This is a genomic window from Dialister pneumosintes (assembly GCF_001717505.1).
Lineage (GTDB): Bacteria > Bacillota > Negativicutes > Veillonellales > Dialisteraceae > Allisonella > Allisonella pneumosinta.
The window spans coordinates 465,531-485,395 of record NZ_CP017037.1 but is presented as its reverse complement, the minus strand read 5'-3'; the positions used below and the strand labels follow the sequence as shown (position 1 = coordinate 485,395).

The following is a 19,865-nucleotide window of genomic DNA, read 5'->3' as shown; positions in this document are numbered from 1 at the left end:
CACCTCTTCTATTTAATAACCATTAAATTGTTTCGATGGATGACCGTATCATATGTTTTCTCATACCCAAGAACCGCTGTCAATTTTTCAGTGTGACATCCACAAATTAATTGAATATCCTGTGAATCATAATAGGTAATTCCACGTGCAATTTCTTCATTTTCATAGAAAACGGACACAGAATCACCTTCTTGAAAGTCACCTTCCACTTTAACTATCCCTGCAGGCAATAAACTGGAACCATTAGATACAATGGCATTTTTACATCCTGCATCAATATAAAGTTTTCCTTTAATAGTCGAACCAATAATAATTTTACGCTTTTTCATTTGCGGATGAACATTTTCTGCTAAAAATAAAGTACCTATTGGTTCTCCATCGATTAAATTCATTAATACATCAGGAAGATGACTATTAGCAATAATCATATCAATACCTGAACGCACACAAATTTCAGCAGCCTTTAATTTAGTTGCCATACCACCGGTGCCTCGAGCTGTACCTGCATCACCTGCCATCGTCAAAAAAGCACGTGAAAACTCCGGAACATAAGAAATAAACTTAGCATCTAAATGTAAAGATGGATTTTTATCATATAACCCGTCAATATCTGAAAGAATTATCAATAAATCCGCATCACAAATACTTGCCACTACTGCAGATAAAGTATCATTATCTCCAACTTTAATTTCATCGGCAGAAACTGCATCGTTTTCATTCACAATAGGAACTGCACCTAAAGCAAGTAAAGCGTCTAACGTAGTACTTGCATGCAAATAACGCTTAGGATTTAATGCATCCCCTTTAGTAAGTAAAAGCTGTGCGACTTTCCCCCCATACTCATGAAAAAAGCGTTCATAAAGATGCATTAACGTCCCTTGCCCGACTGCAGCACAGGCTTGTTTTTGTGGTAAATTATTCGGTTTTATTTCAAATCCTAATAAGGGCATCCCGATAGCAATAGCACCTGACGAAACAAGCACCACTTCATATCCTCTATTTTGCAAATCCATAATCTGACAGGCTAAAGAATTAAAGAAACGAAGATTCGGTTTCCCATTCACATAAGTCAACGAACTCGTCCCTACCTTAATTACGATTCTCTTTTTCGAAGATATATTTCTTCTGACTTGTTCTTCATTAAGGTAATTCATAATGAGATTTTTTATCTTTCTGTCTAAACAAAATACAATTACGTCCTATTACTTGTACAATTTCACAGGATAATTTAGATGCTAACAATGATGCTACGCTGCGAATATCTTCTGCTGCATTTTGATTAATTTTAACTTTAATTAATTCATTAGCGGCAATATTCTTTTCTGCACTTTCTAATACAGAATACTGCAATCCGTCTTTGCCGATTTGAACAGTAGCCGGAATATGTACTGCAATAGCTTTTAAGTATTGTTTCTGCTTTCCTGTAAGCATAAATTAATCCTCCTCATTCCCTTCTTCTTGCCCATGCTTTCTCGCTGTATATGTAAACTCTATACCATATAAATTAACCGTATCGCCTTCTTTTATACCCGCTTGTTTTAACAATTTTTCGAGTCCCATATATCTCCATGCTTTGTCAAAACGACGAAGTGATACATAATCGTCAAAATTAGTCATAGATACCAGTTTTTCTACACGCTTTCCGGTAAGATAATACACATTATCTTCTACTTCCACCTTAAAATCGTCTTTCTTTACATCGTAAATAATTGCTGTATCCGGTGTTTCTAATTCAATCTTAGGTGTAGATTCCAATATTTCCCATACCTTTTCTAAAAGAGGTTGTAACCCTTCTCCATTTAAGGTACAAATAGGGAAAAATTCATATCCTTCGCGTTCAATTTGTTGTCTTAAATTGTCCAACTTTTTTGTATCTTGAATCAAATCAATTTTATTAGCTGCTACAATTTGCTTCTTCGTTGATAGTTTAGAACTATAACGAGCTAACTCTTTATTGATAAGATGAAAATCTTCAAAAGGATCTCGCCCTTCACTACCTGCTGCATCAAGTACATGAATTAATACACGTGTACGTTCTACATGACGTAAAAATTCATCTCCAAGTCCGACCCCTTCACTCGCTCCTTCAATAAGTCCCGGAATATCTGCCATAACAAAACTGCGAGATTCATCCAAATTAACCATTCCTAAAATAGGATTTAATGTTGTAAAGTGATATGCCGCCACTTGCGGTTTTGCCTTAGAAACTTTTCGAATAAGACTGGATTTTCCTACACTTGGGTATCCTAATAATCCCACATCAGCCAACACTTTTAACTCTAAGCGAATTTCTTTCTTTTCTCCCGGCTCTCCCTTTTCCGCATAAGTCGGACCACGTACTGCCGGTGAAACAAAGTGAGAATTTCCTCTACCTCCACGACCACCTTTAACCAACAAAACCTGTTGTCCGTCATGTGTCATATCAGCTAATAATTCATCTGTTTCCGCATCATAAATAAGTGTACCAAGCGGTACATAAATGAATACATTTTCCGCTGCGCGTCCATAACAATCTTTAATCCCGCCATTTTCTCCTTTTTTTGCCGCATATTTACGACGTCTTCTAAAAGAAAGAAGTGTGTTGATTTCTGAATCAGCGACGGCAATAACTGAACCGCCTTGTCCTCCATCACCACCACTGGGTCCACCACGAGGAACATACTTTTCTCGGCGGAAAGAAACCATTCCATTTCCACCGGCACCCGACTCAACAATAATTCGTGCTCTATCAATAAACATACTAACCTCTCCAGCTCATTTAAAACGTTAAAATCTTATTCCTTATTATACATGAAATAAGCGATTATTGCTTATATATTCAATCATAAAAAAGAATTTTATACAATGGTATCTCAAAATAAAAAATCACCTGTTATGCAGGTGATTTTTTTACTAATTCATAAATTATATTGACAATATCATCATTTTTAAGTTACTTTTCAAAAGAAACATTAATCCCATCTTTCTTCAACGCTCCAAAGAGCTTTTTTCCTAATTCAATCCTTAAAATTTAGGCATATATTTATATATGCCTATAAACAAACCGATAATAAGAATGGCAGAAAATAAAGTAACTAGTCTCAAGTTCTGTTTACTATTACACGTTTTTCTTGTTAATTTCTCTTCTAGTATAATAATCCCAAATATAAGAGCTTCTACCAAATATATAGAACCCAAGGTATAAAATGCTATCTTTGGTTTAGTATAAAGCGAAAGATACCAGAGAAAGCCACCGATATTTGCCAATTGTAGAAAATACAATCCAACAGCAATAGGAATCGGTACAAGAAAACTTAATATCCAAGATATTTTTTTATTCTTAACCTTTATAATAGGTTTCAACTCACCAAAATGCTTTGTATAATAATCATCCGTAAAGAATAAATGGCTTAGCAGTCTTGCAAATCTTATAATTAAAATACCGCCAATTACAAAAGTCAAAATACACAATAAAAAACAACCAAAAACTTTATAATCTAACATATTTTTTATCTCTTAAGCTATTTTATTATAAAAAAACAATTGTATACAATATTTAATTTATTAACCTTTTCTTAATAACTTCTGAATATTTATTTCAAAAACGTTTCTTCCCATTCTCTTTCTTTAAATCCTACGAGAACAAAATTTTCACCTACAACAAGTGGCCGTTTCACAAGCATTCCATTGCTAGATAGCCAATCAAGCTGTTCATCTTCTGTCATTTGTGGCAACTTATCTTTTAATTCCATTTCCCTATACAGCATTCCGCTAGTGTTAAAAAATTTCTTTATTGGCTTATTGCTTTTGGCAATCCATAATTTTAACTCTTCTTTCGTCGGATTATTTTCTACAATATGCCTATCATCATACTCAATTTTATGTGAATCAAGCCATTTCTTTGCTTTTTGACAAGTGCTACATTTAGGGTACTCATTAAATAATATTTTCATCTCTCATACCTAACCTTTAGTTTATCAACTTCTTAAATTCACCGTAGCCTTCTTCATCTAGTTTATCAAATGGTATAAAACGAAGCGCTGCAGAATTAATACAATATCTCATCCCCCCGAGTTCTTCCGGTCCGTCTTGAAATACATGTCCAAGGTGCGAATTGGCGCCTTTACTGCGAACCTCCACACGATTCATACCTAAAGTGTTATCCCTCTTATAATTTACATGATCTTCTGAAATTGGTTTGCTGAATGCCGGCCAACCGCAACCGGAGTTAAACTTGTCATTTGATGTAAACAGCGGTTCACCGCTCACAATGTCTACGTAAAGTCCCTTTTCAAAGAAATCGTTGTATTCGCCTGAATAGGGGGCCTCGGTACCAGCTTTCTTTACTACATCAAAGGCTTGTGCTCCAATTCTAAAAAAAAGTTGATCGTCTGTTTCTGTCTGCTTATACTCATTGCTTTCGATTTCAGTTGCAAACATCTTCCTGACTTTATCCATCTCTTCATAAGAAATATGACAATAACCATCTGGATTTTTATCTAAGTAATCTTGATGATACCATTCGGCATCATAGAAATTATCAAGTGGCTTAAGTTCAACATAAAACTCATTATGTTTAGTTTTTTCTTTGGAAAAAGTATTCTCGAGAAGCGATAGATCCTCTTTATCCACATAATATACTCCTGTTTGATATTGGCTTCCTATATCGTTTCCCTGTCTGTTTTTAACAGTAGGGTCAATTACCATAAAGAAAGCTTGTACAAGCATTGAAAGCGATAGTTTGGTATCATCATATGTTACCTTTACGGTTTCTCTATGTTCGGTATCTTTGTAGCAAACATCCTCGTAGCTTGGATTTTCCATGCTGCCATTTGCATAACCTACGGTCGTGTCTAAAACACCCGGAATTCTTTTAAAAATGTGTTCTGTTCCCCAAAAGCATCCACCTGCAAAATATATATCTTTTTTCATAATTAATCTCACTCAACTTAATTAGATTGTGCGCAATTTATATTTAAATACTACACTATATTAAACCATCTTTTGCAAAAATTATGTGAAGAATGTCTAAAAATCTACTCAAGCCAATGCCTGTTATAGTTTTTCCTAACTCTTGCACGCTCGTATGCTTCCATGGTATTCTTAGGCTCTCGGTATTTTAATCCATGTTTCTTAAGCTGTGCAGATACAAGAAAATAGCTTTCTTTATCCAGTACTTCAGCCTTGCATATAAGTTTCCTGCCGGACACATATCGTCCATTGTTATAAAAGTAAAAAGCCGGAAAAAACACTTTGCCGCGCCCTCTCCCTGGAACCCAAAGATCAAATTTAATATCTTTAATGGCATAGTACGGAATAGATTTTGTTTCTCCGCGACTATAGTTTATAGTAAACTGATTTTCCTCAAAAATAATTTCCATGGGATAACTCTTAAAAATCCCTAATACTATATTGTAAGCAAGACTAAGCAGAATCCCCATAAATACAATTAACAAAAGACAAACACTCCATCCCCACTCTCTGACAGAATCATATTGAGGAAGATATATGTAGGAGCTTCGAGTTAAAAATATGATATATCCTAGTATTAAAAATAAGATAAAATAAAGAAAACTCTGCAAAAGTTTACGGTCATTCATTTTGAAGGTCCAATACATATAGCCATTCTCCATATAGCAAACAGAGCTTCCTTTATTTTTCTTTGCTCTTCTTATTCCTTCAATGCATATCATTAAATCTTTACCATTAAGAAGCCAATAAAATAAAATGATCGTTACAATAAAAATTACAGCAGCTGTGATAAATATTCCTATATAATTCATATAATAATATTCCTTAAATAATGTTTATTTGCAAGAATCTTTGTCTTTTTCTCATAATCTCCTTCCGGCACATTATCCTATAAAATTTAGCATTCATTTATTTCTTCACTCCCGACTCAAGAAATTTCTCCCATCTTTATTGTACTGTCTGCTCTATGCTGATCCTGAATACAATTATTCAATATTCCGCTGATATAAGTTCCTTGACAGCTTCAAAATCTGTATATTTCTTAGATAGTTGCTTTTTGTCGGTAGTTTTTAACATTTTCTTATCTCTATAATACTTATCCATACTGTATAGTTTGCTTTTAGATTTGCCACCAATACTATTTTCAATAATTTATTTCCATTATGAAATAAAAGTTTCTTTTACACGTCCTTTCCAAACATCTACATTACCATAAAAACCCGGTACATTAGAAAGTTTGAGTTCAGATATATTTTGTTCCAATTCATGCACAGATACAGTCTTTCTTCCCAAAAGAATATTGGGATTTTTTTGTATTAATTTTCTGACTATCTCATCATGCATTTTCCCAACTCTCCAAAATTTTGCAAAAAGATGCAATTCGTTATCAGAAGTGACTGCTGCTAACGCATGTTCCACTCGATATCCGGCAAACAATCCAAACAGTAAAGACATTAATACATTCCTACTTGATTTATCATATCCATATAATTCTTTGATATTTTCAATGCGAAACACTTCGACCCCTTCACTTATAGACACAATATAATGAGGTGTAATATAGAGTTTTGCGCCCTTATAGAATGTAGTTTCAGGACTATCTATTTCACGTATTCCTTTTGCATATTCACCATCTCGTTCGTATAATTCTTTACACAAGGCAATTTTATTTTCTTTCCTCTTTTGCTTCTTTATTATTTGTACTATTTCCATAACACACATACCAATAAGGATGCCTAACCCTACATAAACTATATAATCCATTATATCCATGCGTTGAAATAATCCTTCTTCTGTATATTCTAAATAGAAGTTACCAAGATATTTAAACGGGTTAACTAAAGATTCATCACCTATATAAAGTTTATAATATTTTTCAGCTACTTTATTTAGTTGTTGATAAGATTCTCTCAAGTAAGCATTTACATGTACCGCGGGGATATCTTTAGCAGTCTCTATTGTATTTTCTGATAGTTTTTTTAGACCACTTTTTTCAAAATCACGTTCAGAGATAACAAACATACAGTCACGGAAATTGTCGCCATCTTTAGTTGTCACAAAAATACATTTATTTCCTTCACTATCACTTGCAAAGGGAGGACTGGCATACATAACATCTATATATACATAATCACCAAATGTATCGGCAGAAAGCACATTTTCTCCCTGCCAATGATCTTTCATCATTATCATTCCTGTATAGGAAAAAAGTAGGACGAACATAGAAAGAAAAACAACTCTTATTATTGCTAACCATCGTCCAGTTTTGAATAATTTCTTTTCTTCCATCAAATTCCCTCCAACATTACTGTTTTCCTTTATACAAAATTAAATTTTAAAATAAATGTGTTTAATTTATTATATCAAATATTTTAACAAACCACATACATGGGACAAACTAAAAGCGATAGAATTTTTATTTTTCTATCGCTTTAAATATTTTAGGAATATCTTTATAAATTCATCGGAAAATATTTTATACACATATCTATTAAAAAAAATTTTACATTTTAATATCTATTAGATATATATTCTTAGATTCTAAAAATGTATATGATTCTACCACTTTAGAATTTGGGTAATAAGTAATATACAAAGTTAAATTATTCTTTTGTTTCTTAGGCTGAGATACTTTTGATGAGATATTTCATGGCATCATTAATAAAATATTCTGAACCATTATCAAGTAAAAATACCTCTAATTCGCTAAAGCTAAACCTACGTTTGGAAGTAGTTATGCTTGTAAAAAATTTACGACGTCCGTCTGTACCTAATTGAACCGCATTTACCGGAAACAGAATAGTTTTTGTTACACCTGTATTCAAATCCTCTAATGCATGTACAACTTGCATTCCTATGTCACGCCATATAAGTGCCACTAATATAATGGGAGTAAAATAATACCATTTACCCCCGCTATCCATATGACATCCATAGGTAAGACCTATATAAGATATACAGACCCCAAATACAGGAGTTGCTCGAATAATAAAAGTTAAATATCAACGACTCCAATCCGTTGTGTATATCTTTATAAAAATAAGTTATAGGATAAGAAATCACAAAAAGAATAAGTGAAACTAAGAATACAAGATGTAATATCATACCTTTATATCCACTTTCTGTTTGTACATATCCCTTTAAACTAAAATTATCATTAGACGGTGTAAATAATGCAAAATCTACAGTAAAAACAACTATAAGAAACAAACTTGTAGAAACACATGAAAAACTTTGAAAAAACTGTTAAAATATACTTCCCCAAAAATTAAAAACAAAGCAAATATTAGGGACAAAATTGCTAAAAAAGTATTTTATATTTATCCATTTTTCCTCACTTGCGTAAACGTAAAATGTAATAACTGTTTTTGAAATTGTATTTTTGTAATCCAACTGTCGTGCAAGTCGGAAGTGATATTATTTTTTGTCTTTCAGTTCCATCTATCTATATAATATTTGGAATGTTTATTTACTTTCTTTTATCACCGTTTAACAATCTATAATAATTGCATCTATGATTTCCGAAGGAAACAAAGAACAAAGATGTGTAATCCAAATATCTAAATGATATAAGTTGCAACTTTTTAAGATAATCTTATTCTTGTTTTTAAATTTAAAGACATATCCAAAGTACTTGTTTTTCACAAAAAGTGAATTAATAAGTATGGGCTCTATTGCATATAATTCATGAAAAAACACTGTTTTTTCTTTTTTATTCCTTTTGAAGACAATCCCGTTTTCAAATAAAATAACTTCTGACCATAAATCAAACTCTGTAGGTAAAATAAATCTCCTTTTACTTTTAATAGAATAAATATATTTTCCCAATTGATTTATCTTATCCACTTTATGTCTATCCATCGTAAAAGTAATTGATTTTAATTGGTAATGAGGACCAAGTGGTGGATTAAACATTTTATAAATAAAAAAATATCCTGATATACATAAAAAGAGTACATATAATATGGTATACATGATTTTCCTATACTTTCTTGTTTGAATATAAGTATTATAAATTGTTATGTAACACTTCAGTTATAAGTAAGACTATTAAAAATAGATATTTAATGAAAAACAAACCCACACTTTCTGATTCTCTCATTAAATAATCCCATCATTTTTCTATCAATAATAATATTTTTAGTGATAATCTTATTTGCCTTCACCCATTTAGGTTTTCATGTCCATTTATGTATAAGAGGATTTCTAATTTTAATAATTAGCCTAACACAATGTTCAAAATAATAATTTTGAACATTGTACTTCCTCTATATCCTTTAATTCAAATATAAGTTCTAAAAGGCTACCTGTTCTACCAGCTTCATAAAATTGAACATGATTATCTTCACTAATTTCCAGTCTTGTATATTTTCTAAAGCGAAGATGTATTTCCACAAAAGCAATCATAAACATAGAAAACAATGCTAAAACAACTTCATATTCTCCAACATTGAAAAATTCGAGTTTAATACTAAAATATGTAAATATCATAGGTAGTAATGAAATCACACGTATCAAAAGTTCTAGTAGATAGTTCATTGGTGGACATTGTAAAGTAAGTATTTGATTCTGTGATAAATTATCTAATTTCATATACTATCTCACTCTCTGGTAATTGCCTATCCAAAGTTTTCTTTTGTAACAAGTTTCACTGCGAAGTCTTCCATACCATATTTTAAACTATTTTTCTTCATCCATATTAATGTCTAATAAATATATCATATTAGGAGAGATTCTTCCGAATGGAGTATAAAGTAACCAGTCTGTCATTTCCTCAAGAAAATAAGTCCCTTCATCTCCTTCATGTAGGGCTGCTATATCATAAGGTTCTTGTGTTAATTTTAAGTTTAATATATTATCTTCCATACGTAATAACTCAAACCATATATGCTCTTTATTATCACTTTGTTCACCATGATCCGTTATTAAGCCCATTTTGATAAGTACGGTATAATTTTCTTTATCATTCATTGCCATAACTTTTCTTACATAAGAAAATCTCTCTAAAGCTAAATTTTTCATTCTTAGAGTCTCTGCATTTGAAATGTAAAAAATCGGATTATTAGCAAGTAAGGTATTTACTTCTTCAAGAAGAGATATTTCGTTCTCCTCATTTATTATAAATATAATTTCACTTTTTGAATTATGACTATTTTTCCTATCATTTTCAGTCCCTAAAACGGTAGAGTCATATTGTAGAATCCCTTCTGTCCAACTAATCTTCCTAACAATAATCGGATTCATATTAATAAATTGCCCAATTATTGCATAGTTTTTTTCTTCATCATATGCCCCTTCTAAAACCATATTAGCAAGAGTCGATATTATACTGTAATGATGATTATATACAGATTTAGATGAATGTAGAATTTCTAACTCTGCTATACTACATCTTGCCAGACCATGAGTATGAATCCATATATCCGTATCAGAAGCCATAACTGCCTGCACTGTATATAAATCTTTAAAATCACAAGGTAATTTGGAATTGACAGCAAGCTCTACCCATTTTCTATTTATAAGTTTTTCTGCACTCTCATCTTCAAAAGCAAGTGTATTAGGCATTAAAGCCTGCAACAATTTTAATTGTAAAATATATGAACTTCTCACATCTTTCCCAAACTTCATATAAGAAGAAAGTGCCATAGTTGCCTTTTGCACTTCATCCATTTCTTTTTCCAAAAAGAAATGTCTTTGAAAATTTGCAAGATGTGATACCTCGTGTTCCACGTAATAAAACCTAAATTCGTATTCTTCCCCTTTATATTCAATAAAAAGGACTCCCGGTTTCCCTTCCTCATGTACAGGTAACATATACCCAATAACTTTTACATCTATAAGTTGTCTAACTCTATCTATGCACTCTTCTGTAAGCAAAAATTTATCATCATTTCTTGATAAAGCATGTATATAAGAATATTCTTCCCAATATTGCAATGGTTGTTCTTGAAGCTGTTTTCTTTTCTGTTTAAAAATATTCAACATATTCTTTTCTCCTTTCGTTTTTAATGGCTTTTGTATATAATTTTCTTTATTAAATATTAATATCTAGAATATCATATTTTTTCTATATATGGTCTTATAACAGTATATAATACTAAACAAATATAATTCAAACGTTTAATAAATATCTTTATTAGGAAATAAATACTAAAAAGAGCTAACTTTAAAATAAAGTTAGCTCTTTTTTATCGTACTAGATATACTTTTACGGTTCTAACGCCCCATTGGTAAGCTTGATCTACTGTATCTACACATATATCTATATGATTTCCAATAACGGTTCCACCAATATCATCTGCAATACAATATCCATATCCTTCTACAAAAAGAATACTGCCTATTGGAATTACCTTAGGATCTACCGCTGCATGACCTTTTCCTGCTTTATTGCCGCTATAAGTATATCCACTTCCACCACCATCATAAGGAGTATATGCAGTAGCATCCATAATCATTTCTTTTTTATAGATTCCATTAAAAACAGGCGGTGTTTCCAAATGACTCCATACGTTATCATCTACTATGCCGGTTACAGGAAGAGCATATTGTTTTTGCATTTCCAACACAGCTTCTTTTGTCCCTTTACCAAAAGAACCATCAACAATTCCCGGATTAAAGCCATGTAAAAGAAGTAAATTCTGCAACTTAACCACCTTATTATTAGAAATTCCTTCTTTGATTACAGATGAATTTTTCTTTGTTTTAGCTGGATGATTGAGTTTCGATAAAGTTGTTTCTGTAATCATACCGGTAACTGGAATTCCCGAGTCTGCTTGTAAATTCTGTACAGCATTAAAAGTATCATTTCCATAAATTCCATCGGCTTCTCCCGTTAGATATCCTGCCTTTTTTAACTTTTCTTGTATCCGCTTTACATCTTTCCCTTCATCACCCATTCCCCACAAATAATCACGTGAAGTATCTTTGTTTGCCACTTTATCAAATGATGTATCCATAGCATTTAAAGCTACACTTGTTTCTTCATCTATGGCTCCGGATACAGGGAGATTTTGATGTCTTTGAAACGCATATACTGCATTTACAGTATCTTGCCCATAAACACCATCCACCTCTCCATCTAAAAAACCATGGTTCTTTAAAATTTGTTGATAAGTATTTACTAATGTTTCCTGATTACCTTCTGCTAAAAGAAGTCCTCCACCTTTTCGATGATTAGTGGTAGCATTGTAAATACTTTCTTCGGTATTATCATCAACCATACCGGTAACGGCAAGTCCATGATCTTCTTGAAATAATTGAACCGCTTTTACTGTAGTTGCACCATATTCACCGTCTACAGCTCTTGCTAAATATCCACAAGATACAAGTTGTTCTTGTAGCATTCGTACTTCTGCCCCACTCATTCCTTCAGAAAGTAAAGCAGCAGAGATGTTTCCGATAGTAAATAAGGTAAAAAGAAATGTATATATTAACCATTGCCATTTTTTCATGAAATTACCTCCAATCTTTTGTATTTTATCATGATTTCTACTTTTATGTAAAAAATATTAAAATCATTCTTAAGTTTTAATATATTAAAAAATCTCTTGGTATACCAAGAGATTTTTTATTTAAATAATTATTCATTCCACCACATAACGCCTTTGGTATCAGAAAGTACATTTTTTACAAACTTAGGCGATGCAACGCCTGCTTGTTGTTGCTTTTCATAATCATCAAGTGCTTCCTTAACTTTGGGAAACAAAATAAGAATAGCAGAAACATTAGTTAATACTTGGAATGCCATAAATAAATCAGCTAAATCCCAAACCAACGGTAAATCAGCAACTGATCCAAAGAATACCATGAATCCGATTAATATTCTAAATGTATAAAGAACCCACTTATTTTTAGTTAAATGATTAATGTTAATTTCTCCATAATAATAATTTCCAACAATAGAACTGAATGCAAACAGGAATATAAGAATAGATACTGCCGTAGGTGCAATATCACCAAAATATTGTGCTAAATTCCACTGTACTAATTCTATACCGGTTAATCCTGTAGTAGAATATTCTCCACTAAGTAAAATAATAAATGCACTGGCAGAACAAATAAACAGGGTATCTACATATACACCGAAACCTTGAATTAACCCCTGTACAACAGGATGATTGGCATCTGCAGTAGCAGCAGCATTTGGTACGGAACCTTCCCCTGCTTCATTGGAGAAAAGACCTCGTTTAAATCCGGTAAGAACCGCTGCCCCCATACCTCCGCCAAATATAGCTTCAAAATTAAATGCATTTTCAAAAATTTCTGCAAATACATAAGGCAATAAATCAAAATGATAAATCATAATTCCCAATGCCGTAATAATATAAATTCCTGCCATGACAGGAACCATCCATTCCGTAACACGAGCAATGCGTCCAAGACCACCACAAATTACTACGACAGCTAATACCGCAATAACAATTCCAACTATCGTTCTGTCAAAACCGAACGCAGAATTTAATGCAAGGCTAATGGTATTTGCTTGTACAGAGTTATAAATTAAACCATAAGTAACAGAAATCAAAATAGCAAATATAGCCGCCCAAATGCTATGTCCTAATCCATTTTTAAGATAATAAGCAGGTCCGCCTTTAAATATAGTTTCTCCATGCTTTCCTTTTGAAGGTACTTTATAAATTTGTGCTAACGTACTTTCTACAAATCCGGTTGCAGCTCCAATTACAGCAATAAACCACATCCAAAAAATAGAACCCGGTCCACCGGTTGTAATAGCAATCGCAATACCGGCAATATTACCTACACCTACTCGAGAAGCTGTACTTACACAAAATGCTTGGAACGGAGATATTTCATTCCCTTTTGTTTTTGATCTGGCAGAAGAAATAATAAGCCTAAACATTTCTTTAAAATGTCGAATCTGTACAAAATTAAGTCTAAACGTAAAATAGAATCCTGCAACTACAAGTAACGTAATAATAATATACGTCCATAAAAATCCGTTAATACTTGAAACCATTGAGTCTAAAAATTCCATACCAATACTCCTGCTCAAAAAAAGAACTCATCGGATATGCCAAAAGCACAATCATAATGAGTCCTCATTGACAATGATTAAATTATATAGAAATCATATTCTCATGTGTTTAAAATGTCAAGTATTCTTTTATATCTTATTGCTTTTTATTTTTTAAAATAAAGATGTAAAAGCTTGTTTTTTATCTTGTAAATATTTATTTTCCAATACTTCATAAGCAGCAGTCTTTCGTATAATGGACTTAATCAATTTATACATTTCTGAATCCTTAGAATAATCAGTTGGCACATAGTAACGAATACGTTTGTCTTTTATCATTTGGTACACTTGTTCTTTACTTTTTTTATTACTCCTGTCATAAACGCCAATAGAATGTCCTCCTAGAGAATTTACAAGTCTCATACACGGAATATCTGTCGCACTATCTCCTATATACACAATATTTCTAAAAGGTACACGCAATTCTCCTTCTGCAAAATGTTTATTTACATGATTATCATTAATATCTAACGTCCCTTTTTCTATACGGAAGAGAAATTGTGTTTTATTCGTATAATTAATAGCCTGTGCAGGCCAACGAGGCACACCACGTTCATCATAATAAAATGCACTGGCATAAATATGTTTAAAATAAGGTGCAATCGAAGTTCCTTCGATAATTTCACGTAATCCTGAAGAGATTATGTAATGTTCGATTTGAACCTCATATTTGTTTCCAAGAATATTCATACGTTCAAACCATGTTTCAAGTCCTTTATATAAAGGAACTCGTTGTCCATAACTCCTTAAATGTTGTTGTGTAGGAATAACCTTTCCTACCGCTTCATCAATCATTTTATACATATAGGCTAGATTACTGTCCATATGATGTTTATCTGCTAATAGGTTGGATTCTGACCAAAAAGTATCTACATCCAGACCTAAACTTCTAATATATCCATCCTGCATGTTTTCAGGAGATAAAGTTTTATCAAAATCATAACAAAGTGCTAATACAGGTTTTATATCCATAATCATTAATCCTCCCTATTTTATATCCATAATGATTAGAAGAAATCTTCGTTTGTATAAATTCTACATTTCTCTTTCATATACAATCACAGGAAAAGAGAATGTATAAAATATATATCTATTTTTCTCCCACCTTCTAAAATGATAATCGTTATCTCTATATTATTTAGCTTAATGAACATGCAGAATATAGTGTTTTAAGTCCTATATACTGTCAATATATATAAATAAAATAAGTAATACCGGATTTTAATATTTTCTATCTATTTCATAAACTACTATTGTTTTTATATTTCACTTAATACAATTTATTCATTCCGTTAAACTGTTACTATATGTGAGCTGATACCCCAGTTCCACCAACAAGTAATAGTTATCCAAATACTCCTTATTCTAAAAAACATAAGTCCTAAATATATAATAAGAGAGGGATAGAATCGATTCTAAATCCCTCATACATCACTACTCTTATTTTTAATTTTTAACTAACATATTGTCCAACACATGTACTATTTCTAATGCACTATCTTTTTTTTCTTTCCCACAAGCAGTTGCCATACATCTTAGTTTTTCCGAATTATTAAGAAGGGAGTCTACCATTTTAGCAATTTCACCCTTTCTTACCCATACCGCACATCCACTATCCTGTAAATGAGAAGCATTAGCACGTTCTTGCCCCGGCAGTGCATTGACTAAAACCATAGGAAGATTCATTGTTAATGCTTCCGTACAAGTAAGTGCTCCGGGTTTAGTCACAATTAATTCGCTCTGACTCATTAATTGTGCTACTTTATTAGTATAGCTATGAAGTTCTACCGGATGACGAAGAGAATCTAAAATAGAAGCAACCTCTTCATATACAGTAATATTTTGACCGGTTACTACAATAAAGCGTTGAATGGAATCTACCTTATCTAATCGTAATAAAGTATCGGTAATATCTCCTAATCCAAGCCCTCCTCCCATAATAAGAACGGTTCCTTTTTCTTTGGAAGAAGGATTTTTTAATTCTTCATAAAAAGATTTCCTAACAGGAATACCTGTTGTATGAATTATAGATTGAGGTACATTATGCATTTCTAATTTATCAGCTAAATCTTTAGAAGGTACACAATATCCATCTAAATGTTTATATATCCATAACTGATGAATATCAAAATCAGTTATAACTCCTAAAAGAGGCGTATGTATATCTCCCTCTTTTTTTAGCATATTAGCTGCACAAGCAGGAAACGGATGTGTAAATAGCAATGCATCGGGTTTTAATACGGTAATAAGGCGTTTCATACGTCTTCTAAAACTCCAAGAAAGAAGGCTTTGTAAAGTAGATCCTAAATGTTTATTTTGTGCATTACTATATAAGCTATCATACATTTCAGGAAATAACCGTATAAGTTTTAAATACGATTCTTTTAATACATGATCTATTGAAATTCCGTCTCGTGAAATAAAATCCAATACCCGAACTGCATCTTCCGGGTGTACTTGTTTAATTGTTTCAGCAATGGCTCTAGCAGCCTGAGAATGACCTTCTCCTATAGAAGCAGTTAATATAAAAAATTTGCGCCGTTTGGTCATACTCAAAAAATTCCTTTCGTTATAAAATAGAATGTAATAAAAAACATTTTATAACTATCGTTATTACATCATATCAATTATTGTTATTATATCATGGATAAAATACCTGATAAATATTTTATTCTTAATCTCCTCTATAATTAGATTCCAATATTTTATTAAAGCAAATAAAAAACAACGGATATTTTCCGTTGTTTTTTATATTGTATTAGTGATTTACTTTTTCTTTCAACTGCTTGCTCGGGCGGAATGCTGGAGCTTTGGAAGCTGGAATATGAATAGTTTCCTGATTTGCAGGATTATGTCCAGTTCTTGCAGCACGTTGACGAACTTCAAATGTGCCAAATCCAATTAAAGCTACTTTTTCACCCTGTTCAAGGGTATTGCTGATAACATCAAGAACAGCCTTAACTGCCTTTTCAGCATCTTTCTTTGTCATTTTAGCTTCTTCAGCTACTGCTGCGATTAATTCTGTCTTATTCATAATAGAGGTTCCTCCTTTAAATAAAACGGGTCAATCCCCGCCTTGTGATTCTTCCGAGTTATTAGCCGAGGTTCTTTTTTGAGATATCGCCCATAACTTTCGTATATCACTGTTTGTGAATGTAGTAGTAGGATTATTTGTTTTTATAGAGTCTTCCCATTGCGTAAATGTTCTCATATAATTCACACAAAACTCATGTAAAGCTAATTCGGGATCCACTCCTTCATCCAGGACTCCAGCTACTAAATCAAAAAGCAGTTTACCGTAGTTGTTGTTCGTTTTCTCTCCATCTTCTGTCAATGCCAATCCAATGGCAGACTTCCAAGAGGATTCGAAGCGACCGTTGGTTAGGTGACCACTCTCGGTATTTTGAGTCTCGGTAGAACTCACTTTCTTATGAATTATACACGCTAAAAGCAGGCTTGGCAAGCATTTAGGTATTCCATCCAATAAATATTTACGTTTTTTAATTTTATTTTTTTGATCTTCCCAATTTAATCCGGGTTCAAAAGAGATAGAATCCGGATTAAAATTAAATAATAGAGGATGTCTTTCTTTCATTTTTTTAGAGATAGAATCTATCACATCCTGCATAGTAAACCAGCCTTCTTTCTCTGCTAATTTAGCATGAAATATAATTTGATATAAACAATCTCCAAGCTCTTCCTGTAAATGTAAAGAATTCTCTTCATTAATCGCGTCAATTACCTCATATACTTCTTGAATAAAATAAGTTTTTAATGTTTGATGTGTTTGTTGTAAATCCCATGGGCATCCATTTTTAGATAACAAAACATCCATTACCTCATCAATAGCATCAAGTGAAAATAAACTTTCTTCTTTTCGATGCATTTCCTTTAAATCTAAAATAATGATTTCAGGTAAATTATTTCTTTTAAAAAATGTAGCCACCGTCATGTCAATCCGATTCCCTTGTTTATCTATTTCCCATAAAATAGATTCCGGAGTAAAAAAATTTAAAAGGCGTTCTGCAATTTTATCATAACTTTCTTTTCCTATATCATAAATAACTATAGTTTGTACCGGATAAAAAGACAAAGTTTCAAAAGCTAATCCGGTAATAATTGTCATTGGATTAGACGTAGACAACTTGTACTTATCTAAAATCTCATATATTCTACCTAGATTCATAATTGCCTCAATTTTTTAATAATGATTCTATAACAAATGGGTAAGCAAATTAACAGTTTATTTGCTTACCCACTATTTATTTCCAAGTCAACTTTTCAATTATATTTGCTAATTGATTCCCTACTTTAGGCATTTCTCTTACATCTTGAGCTGTAACTGTTTTAGTAATTAAAACTGCCACTAAAAACACAATTCCTCCAAGTACAATGGAAAGCAAAGAGGATAAGGTATTACTATGAGTCACTTGTAAAATTCCTTCATAGCTAAACCATACGGCACTCCCCATAATAGCAGAAGATAAGAATACTTTACCCGTATGAATCCAATCCATCTTATATTCCATAATTTTATATAAACAAACTAAATTCAAAAGTGCAGCAATGCCAAAATCAGCATTAGTTGCCCAGGCGCTACCTAAAACACCCAAAGATGGAATGGCTGTTAAATACCAAGATAATCCAATCTTAATAAAAGCACTAGCCACCATATTAATAAAAGGAATCGCTGTTTTTCCAAGTCCTTGTAACACACCGGTTGTTACTTGTTGTATCCCTAAGAAAAACACACCTAAACTCATAACAGCAATACAAGGTCCTGCATCCGGAATGGCATACAATAAAGTAGAAATGGGTGTTGCAATAACGCATAATCCGACAAAAGCCGGAATGGTAATGATACATGCTAAACGCATAGCTGTTTGCGTACGTTTACGTACAGTATCAAAATCTTTTTTTATATTCGCTTCTGAAATTCCGGGAACTAAACTTGCTGCAAAAGCAGCTGTTACAATCGTAGGCATGTTAATTAAAGAAGTAGCCATTCCTGTTAAATAACCAAATAGAGTAGTAGCTTGCTCTACAGTAAAACCTGCGACTTCCAATCGTTTAGGTACAATCAAAAGATCAATACTTGATACAATAGGTACCATAATATTGGCAAGAGACACAGGAATTGCCAATATTATTAGTCGTTTTAGGATAGTAAATGTGCTATCCGGAACAATTGATTTATTTTGCGTTAGATATAATTCTTTTCTTGTTTTTCTTTCTATCCAATAATACCAAAGCAATACAAAAATAGCGATTAATGCCCCGGGTGCTGCACCTAAAGTAGCTCCTGCAGCACCATACTCCAATCCTTTAGGTAAAAGAATGATAGCCAATCCAATCATAGTTACTACACGAACAAGCTGCTCTACAATTTGAGAAACAGCGGTAGGCATCATATCCTGTAAACCTTGAAAATATCCACGCATAGTGGCAACGATTGTCGCACAAAAAACAGCAGGTGCCAATGCAATTAAAGACCAATAAGCTCTCGCATCACGTACAATATGATTATCGATAAGCCAACTTGCTCCAAAGAATAAAGCGATACTAAAAAATAACCCGGTAAGTGTTAACACTGTCAAAGATATTTTAAATACTCGCTGTCCACCCACATAATCATGAATAGCATTTTTTTCTGCAACCATAATAGAAATAGCAACCGGAAGACCTGCAGAAGATACAGATAAACACAGCAAGTAAATCGGATATGCCATTTGATAAAGCCCAATACCTTCACCACCAAGCAAACGTGATAAATAGATACGGCTAAATGCACCTATAAATTTAACAATAATTCCTGCTATCGTAAGAATTAACGCACCACGGATAAAAGAGTTTTTACTCATAATCTTTTTCCTATCTA

Annotated in this window: 19 protein-coding genes; all 19 read right to left on the bottom strand. The window is 32.4% G+C overall.

The annotated features are described in order from the left end of the window. Positions 1-8: 8 nt before the first annotated feature. The 19 genes from proB to BCB69_RS02325 all read right to left on the bottom strand — a co-directional run bounded on the left by proB (position 9) and on the right by BCB69_RS02325 (position 19,848). The gene (gene proB / locus BCB69_RS02415) at positions 9-1,154 is read right to left on the bottom strand and encodes a glutamate 5-kinase (RefSeq protein WP_069176914.1); all 1,146 of its coding nucleotides are present in this window, start codon (positions 1,152-1,154) and stop codon (positions 9-11) included. Continuing rightward, the gene (locus BCB69_RS02410) at positions 1,141-1,431 is read right to left on the bottom strand and encodes a YhbY family RNA-binding protein (protein ID WP_022513388.1); all 291 of its coding nucleotides are present in this window, start codon (positions 1,429-1,431) and stop codon (positions 1,141-1,143) included. Before BCB69_RS02410 ends, proB begins: the two co-directional genes overlap by 14 nt. A 3-nt stretch (positions 1,432-1,434) precedes the next feature. Beyond that, positions 1,435-2,739, bottom strand: a complete 1,305-nt coding sequence (gene obgE / locus BCB69_RS02405; protein WP_022513387.1) for a GTPase ObgE — start codon at positions 2,737-2,739, stop codon at positions 1,435-1,437. A gap of 264 nt (positions 2,740-3,003) precedes the next feature. Beyond that, positions 3,004-3,483 (bottom strand): hypothetical protein, encoded by a 480-nt coding sequence (locus BCB69_RS02400; protein ID WP_069176913.1) that lies wholly within the window; start codon positions 3,481-3,483, stop codon positions 3,004-3,006. A gap of 89 nt (positions 3,484-3,572) precedes the next feature. Next, on the bottom strand, positions 3,573-3,926 hold the full coding sequence (locus BCB69_RS02395) for an arsenate reductase family protein (protein ID WP_069177378.1): 354 nt from the start codon (positions 3,924-3,926) through the stop codon (positions 3,573-3,575). A gap of 22 nt (positions 3,927-3,948) precedes the next feature. Then, a complete protein-coding gene (msrB, locus tag BCB69_RS02390; RefSeq protein ID WP_069176912.1) occupies positions 3,949-4,911 on the bottom strand; it encodes a peptide-methionine (R)-S-oxide reductase MsrB in 963 nt (320 codons plus the stop codon). Positions 4,912-5,015: 104 nt separating this feature from the next. Next, positions 5,016-5,762 carry a hypothetical protein gene (locus tag BCB69_RS02385; protein WP_069176911.1) on the bottom strand — a complete coding sequence of 249 codons (747 nt, stop codon included), beginning with the start codon at positions 5,760-5,762 and terminating at the stop codon, positions 5,016-5,018. A 349-nt stretch (positions 5,763-6,111) separates the two neighbouring features. Then, complete coding sequence (locus tag BCB69_RS02380; protein WP_069176910.1) at positions 6,112-7,239, bottom strand: hypothetical protein; 1,128 nt, start codon at positions 7,237-7,239, stop codon at positions 6,112-6,114. Between the two features lie 329 nt (positions 7,240-7,568). Next, on the bottom strand, positions 7,569-7,874 hold the full coding sequence (locus BCB69_RS02375) for a hypothetical protein (RefSeq protein ID WP_022513380.1): 306 nt from the start codon (positions 7,872-7,874) through the stop codon (positions 7,569-7,571). Positions 7,875-8,439: 565 nt separating this feature from the next. Then, a complete protein-coding gene (locus BCB69_RS02370) occupies positions 8,440-8,865 on the bottom strand; it encodes a hypothetical protein (RefSeq protein ID WP_216821554.1) in 426 nt (141 codons plus the stop codon). A 321-nt stretch (positions 8,866-9,186) separates the two neighbouring features. Next, positions 9,187-9,441, bottom strand: coding sequence for a hypothetical protein (locus BCB69_RS02365; RefSeq protein ID WP_159049966.1), 255 nt, complete (start codon positions 9,439-9,441; stop codon positions 9,187-9,189). 189 nt (positions 9,442-9,630) lie between these two features. Beyond that, positions 9,631-10,935: a DUF4026 domain-containing protein gene (locus BCB69_RS02360; RefSeq protein WP_069176907.1), complete on the bottom strand. Its 1,305-nt coding sequence runs from the start codon at positions 10,933-10,935 to the stop codon at positions 9,631-9,633. A gap of 203 nt (positions 10,936-11,138) precedes the next feature. Continuing rightward, entirely contained in the window at positions 11,139-12,404 is a 1,266-nt protein-coding gene (locus BCB69_RS02355) for a peptidoglycan-binding protein (RefSeq protein WP_069176906.1), read from the bottom strand. A 128-nt stretch (positions 12,405-12,532) separates the two neighbouring features. Beyond that, positions 12,533-13,948: an alanine/glycine:cation symporter family protein gene (locus tag BCB69_RS02350; protein WP_069176905.1), complete on the bottom strand. Its 1,416-nt coding sequence runs from the start codon at positions 13,946-13,948 to the stop codon at positions 12,533-12,535. 153 nt (positions 13,949-14,101) lie between these two features. Beyond that, positions 14,102-14,965: an HAD family hydrolase gene (locus BCB69_RS02345; protein WP_069176904.1), complete on the bottom strand. Its 864-nt coding sequence runs from the start codon at positions 14,963-14,965 to the stop codon at positions 14,102-14,104. A gap of 468 nt (positions 14,966-15,433) precedes the next feature. Beyond that, on the bottom strand, positions 15,434-16,537 hold the full coding sequence (locus BCB69_RS02340; RefSeq protein WP_069176903.1) for an MGDG synthase family glycosyltransferase: 1,104 nt from the start codon (positions 16,535-16,537) through the stop codon (positions 15,434-15,436). 208 nt (positions 16,538-16,745) lie between these two features. After that, entirely contained in the window at positions 16,746-17,021 is a 276-nt protein-coding gene (locus tag BCB69_RS02335; protein WP_022513826.1) for an HU family DNA-binding protein, read from the bottom strand. Positions 17,022-17,051: 30 nt separating this feature from the next. Then, positions 17,052-18,173, bottom strand: a complete 1,122-nt coding sequence (locus tag BCB69_RS02330) for a MazG nucleotide pyrophosphohydrolase domain-containing protein (protein ID WP_069176902.1) — start codon at positions 18,171-18,173, stop codon at positions 17,052-17,054. 76 nt (positions 18,174-18,249) lie between these two features. Next, positions 18,250-19,848, bottom strand: a complete 1,599-nt coding sequence (locus tag BCB69_RS02325; protein WP_069176901.1) for a putative polysaccharide biosynthesis protein — start codon at positions 19,846-19,848, stop codon at positions 18,250-18,252. Positions 19,849-19,865: the final 17 nt, after the last annotated feature.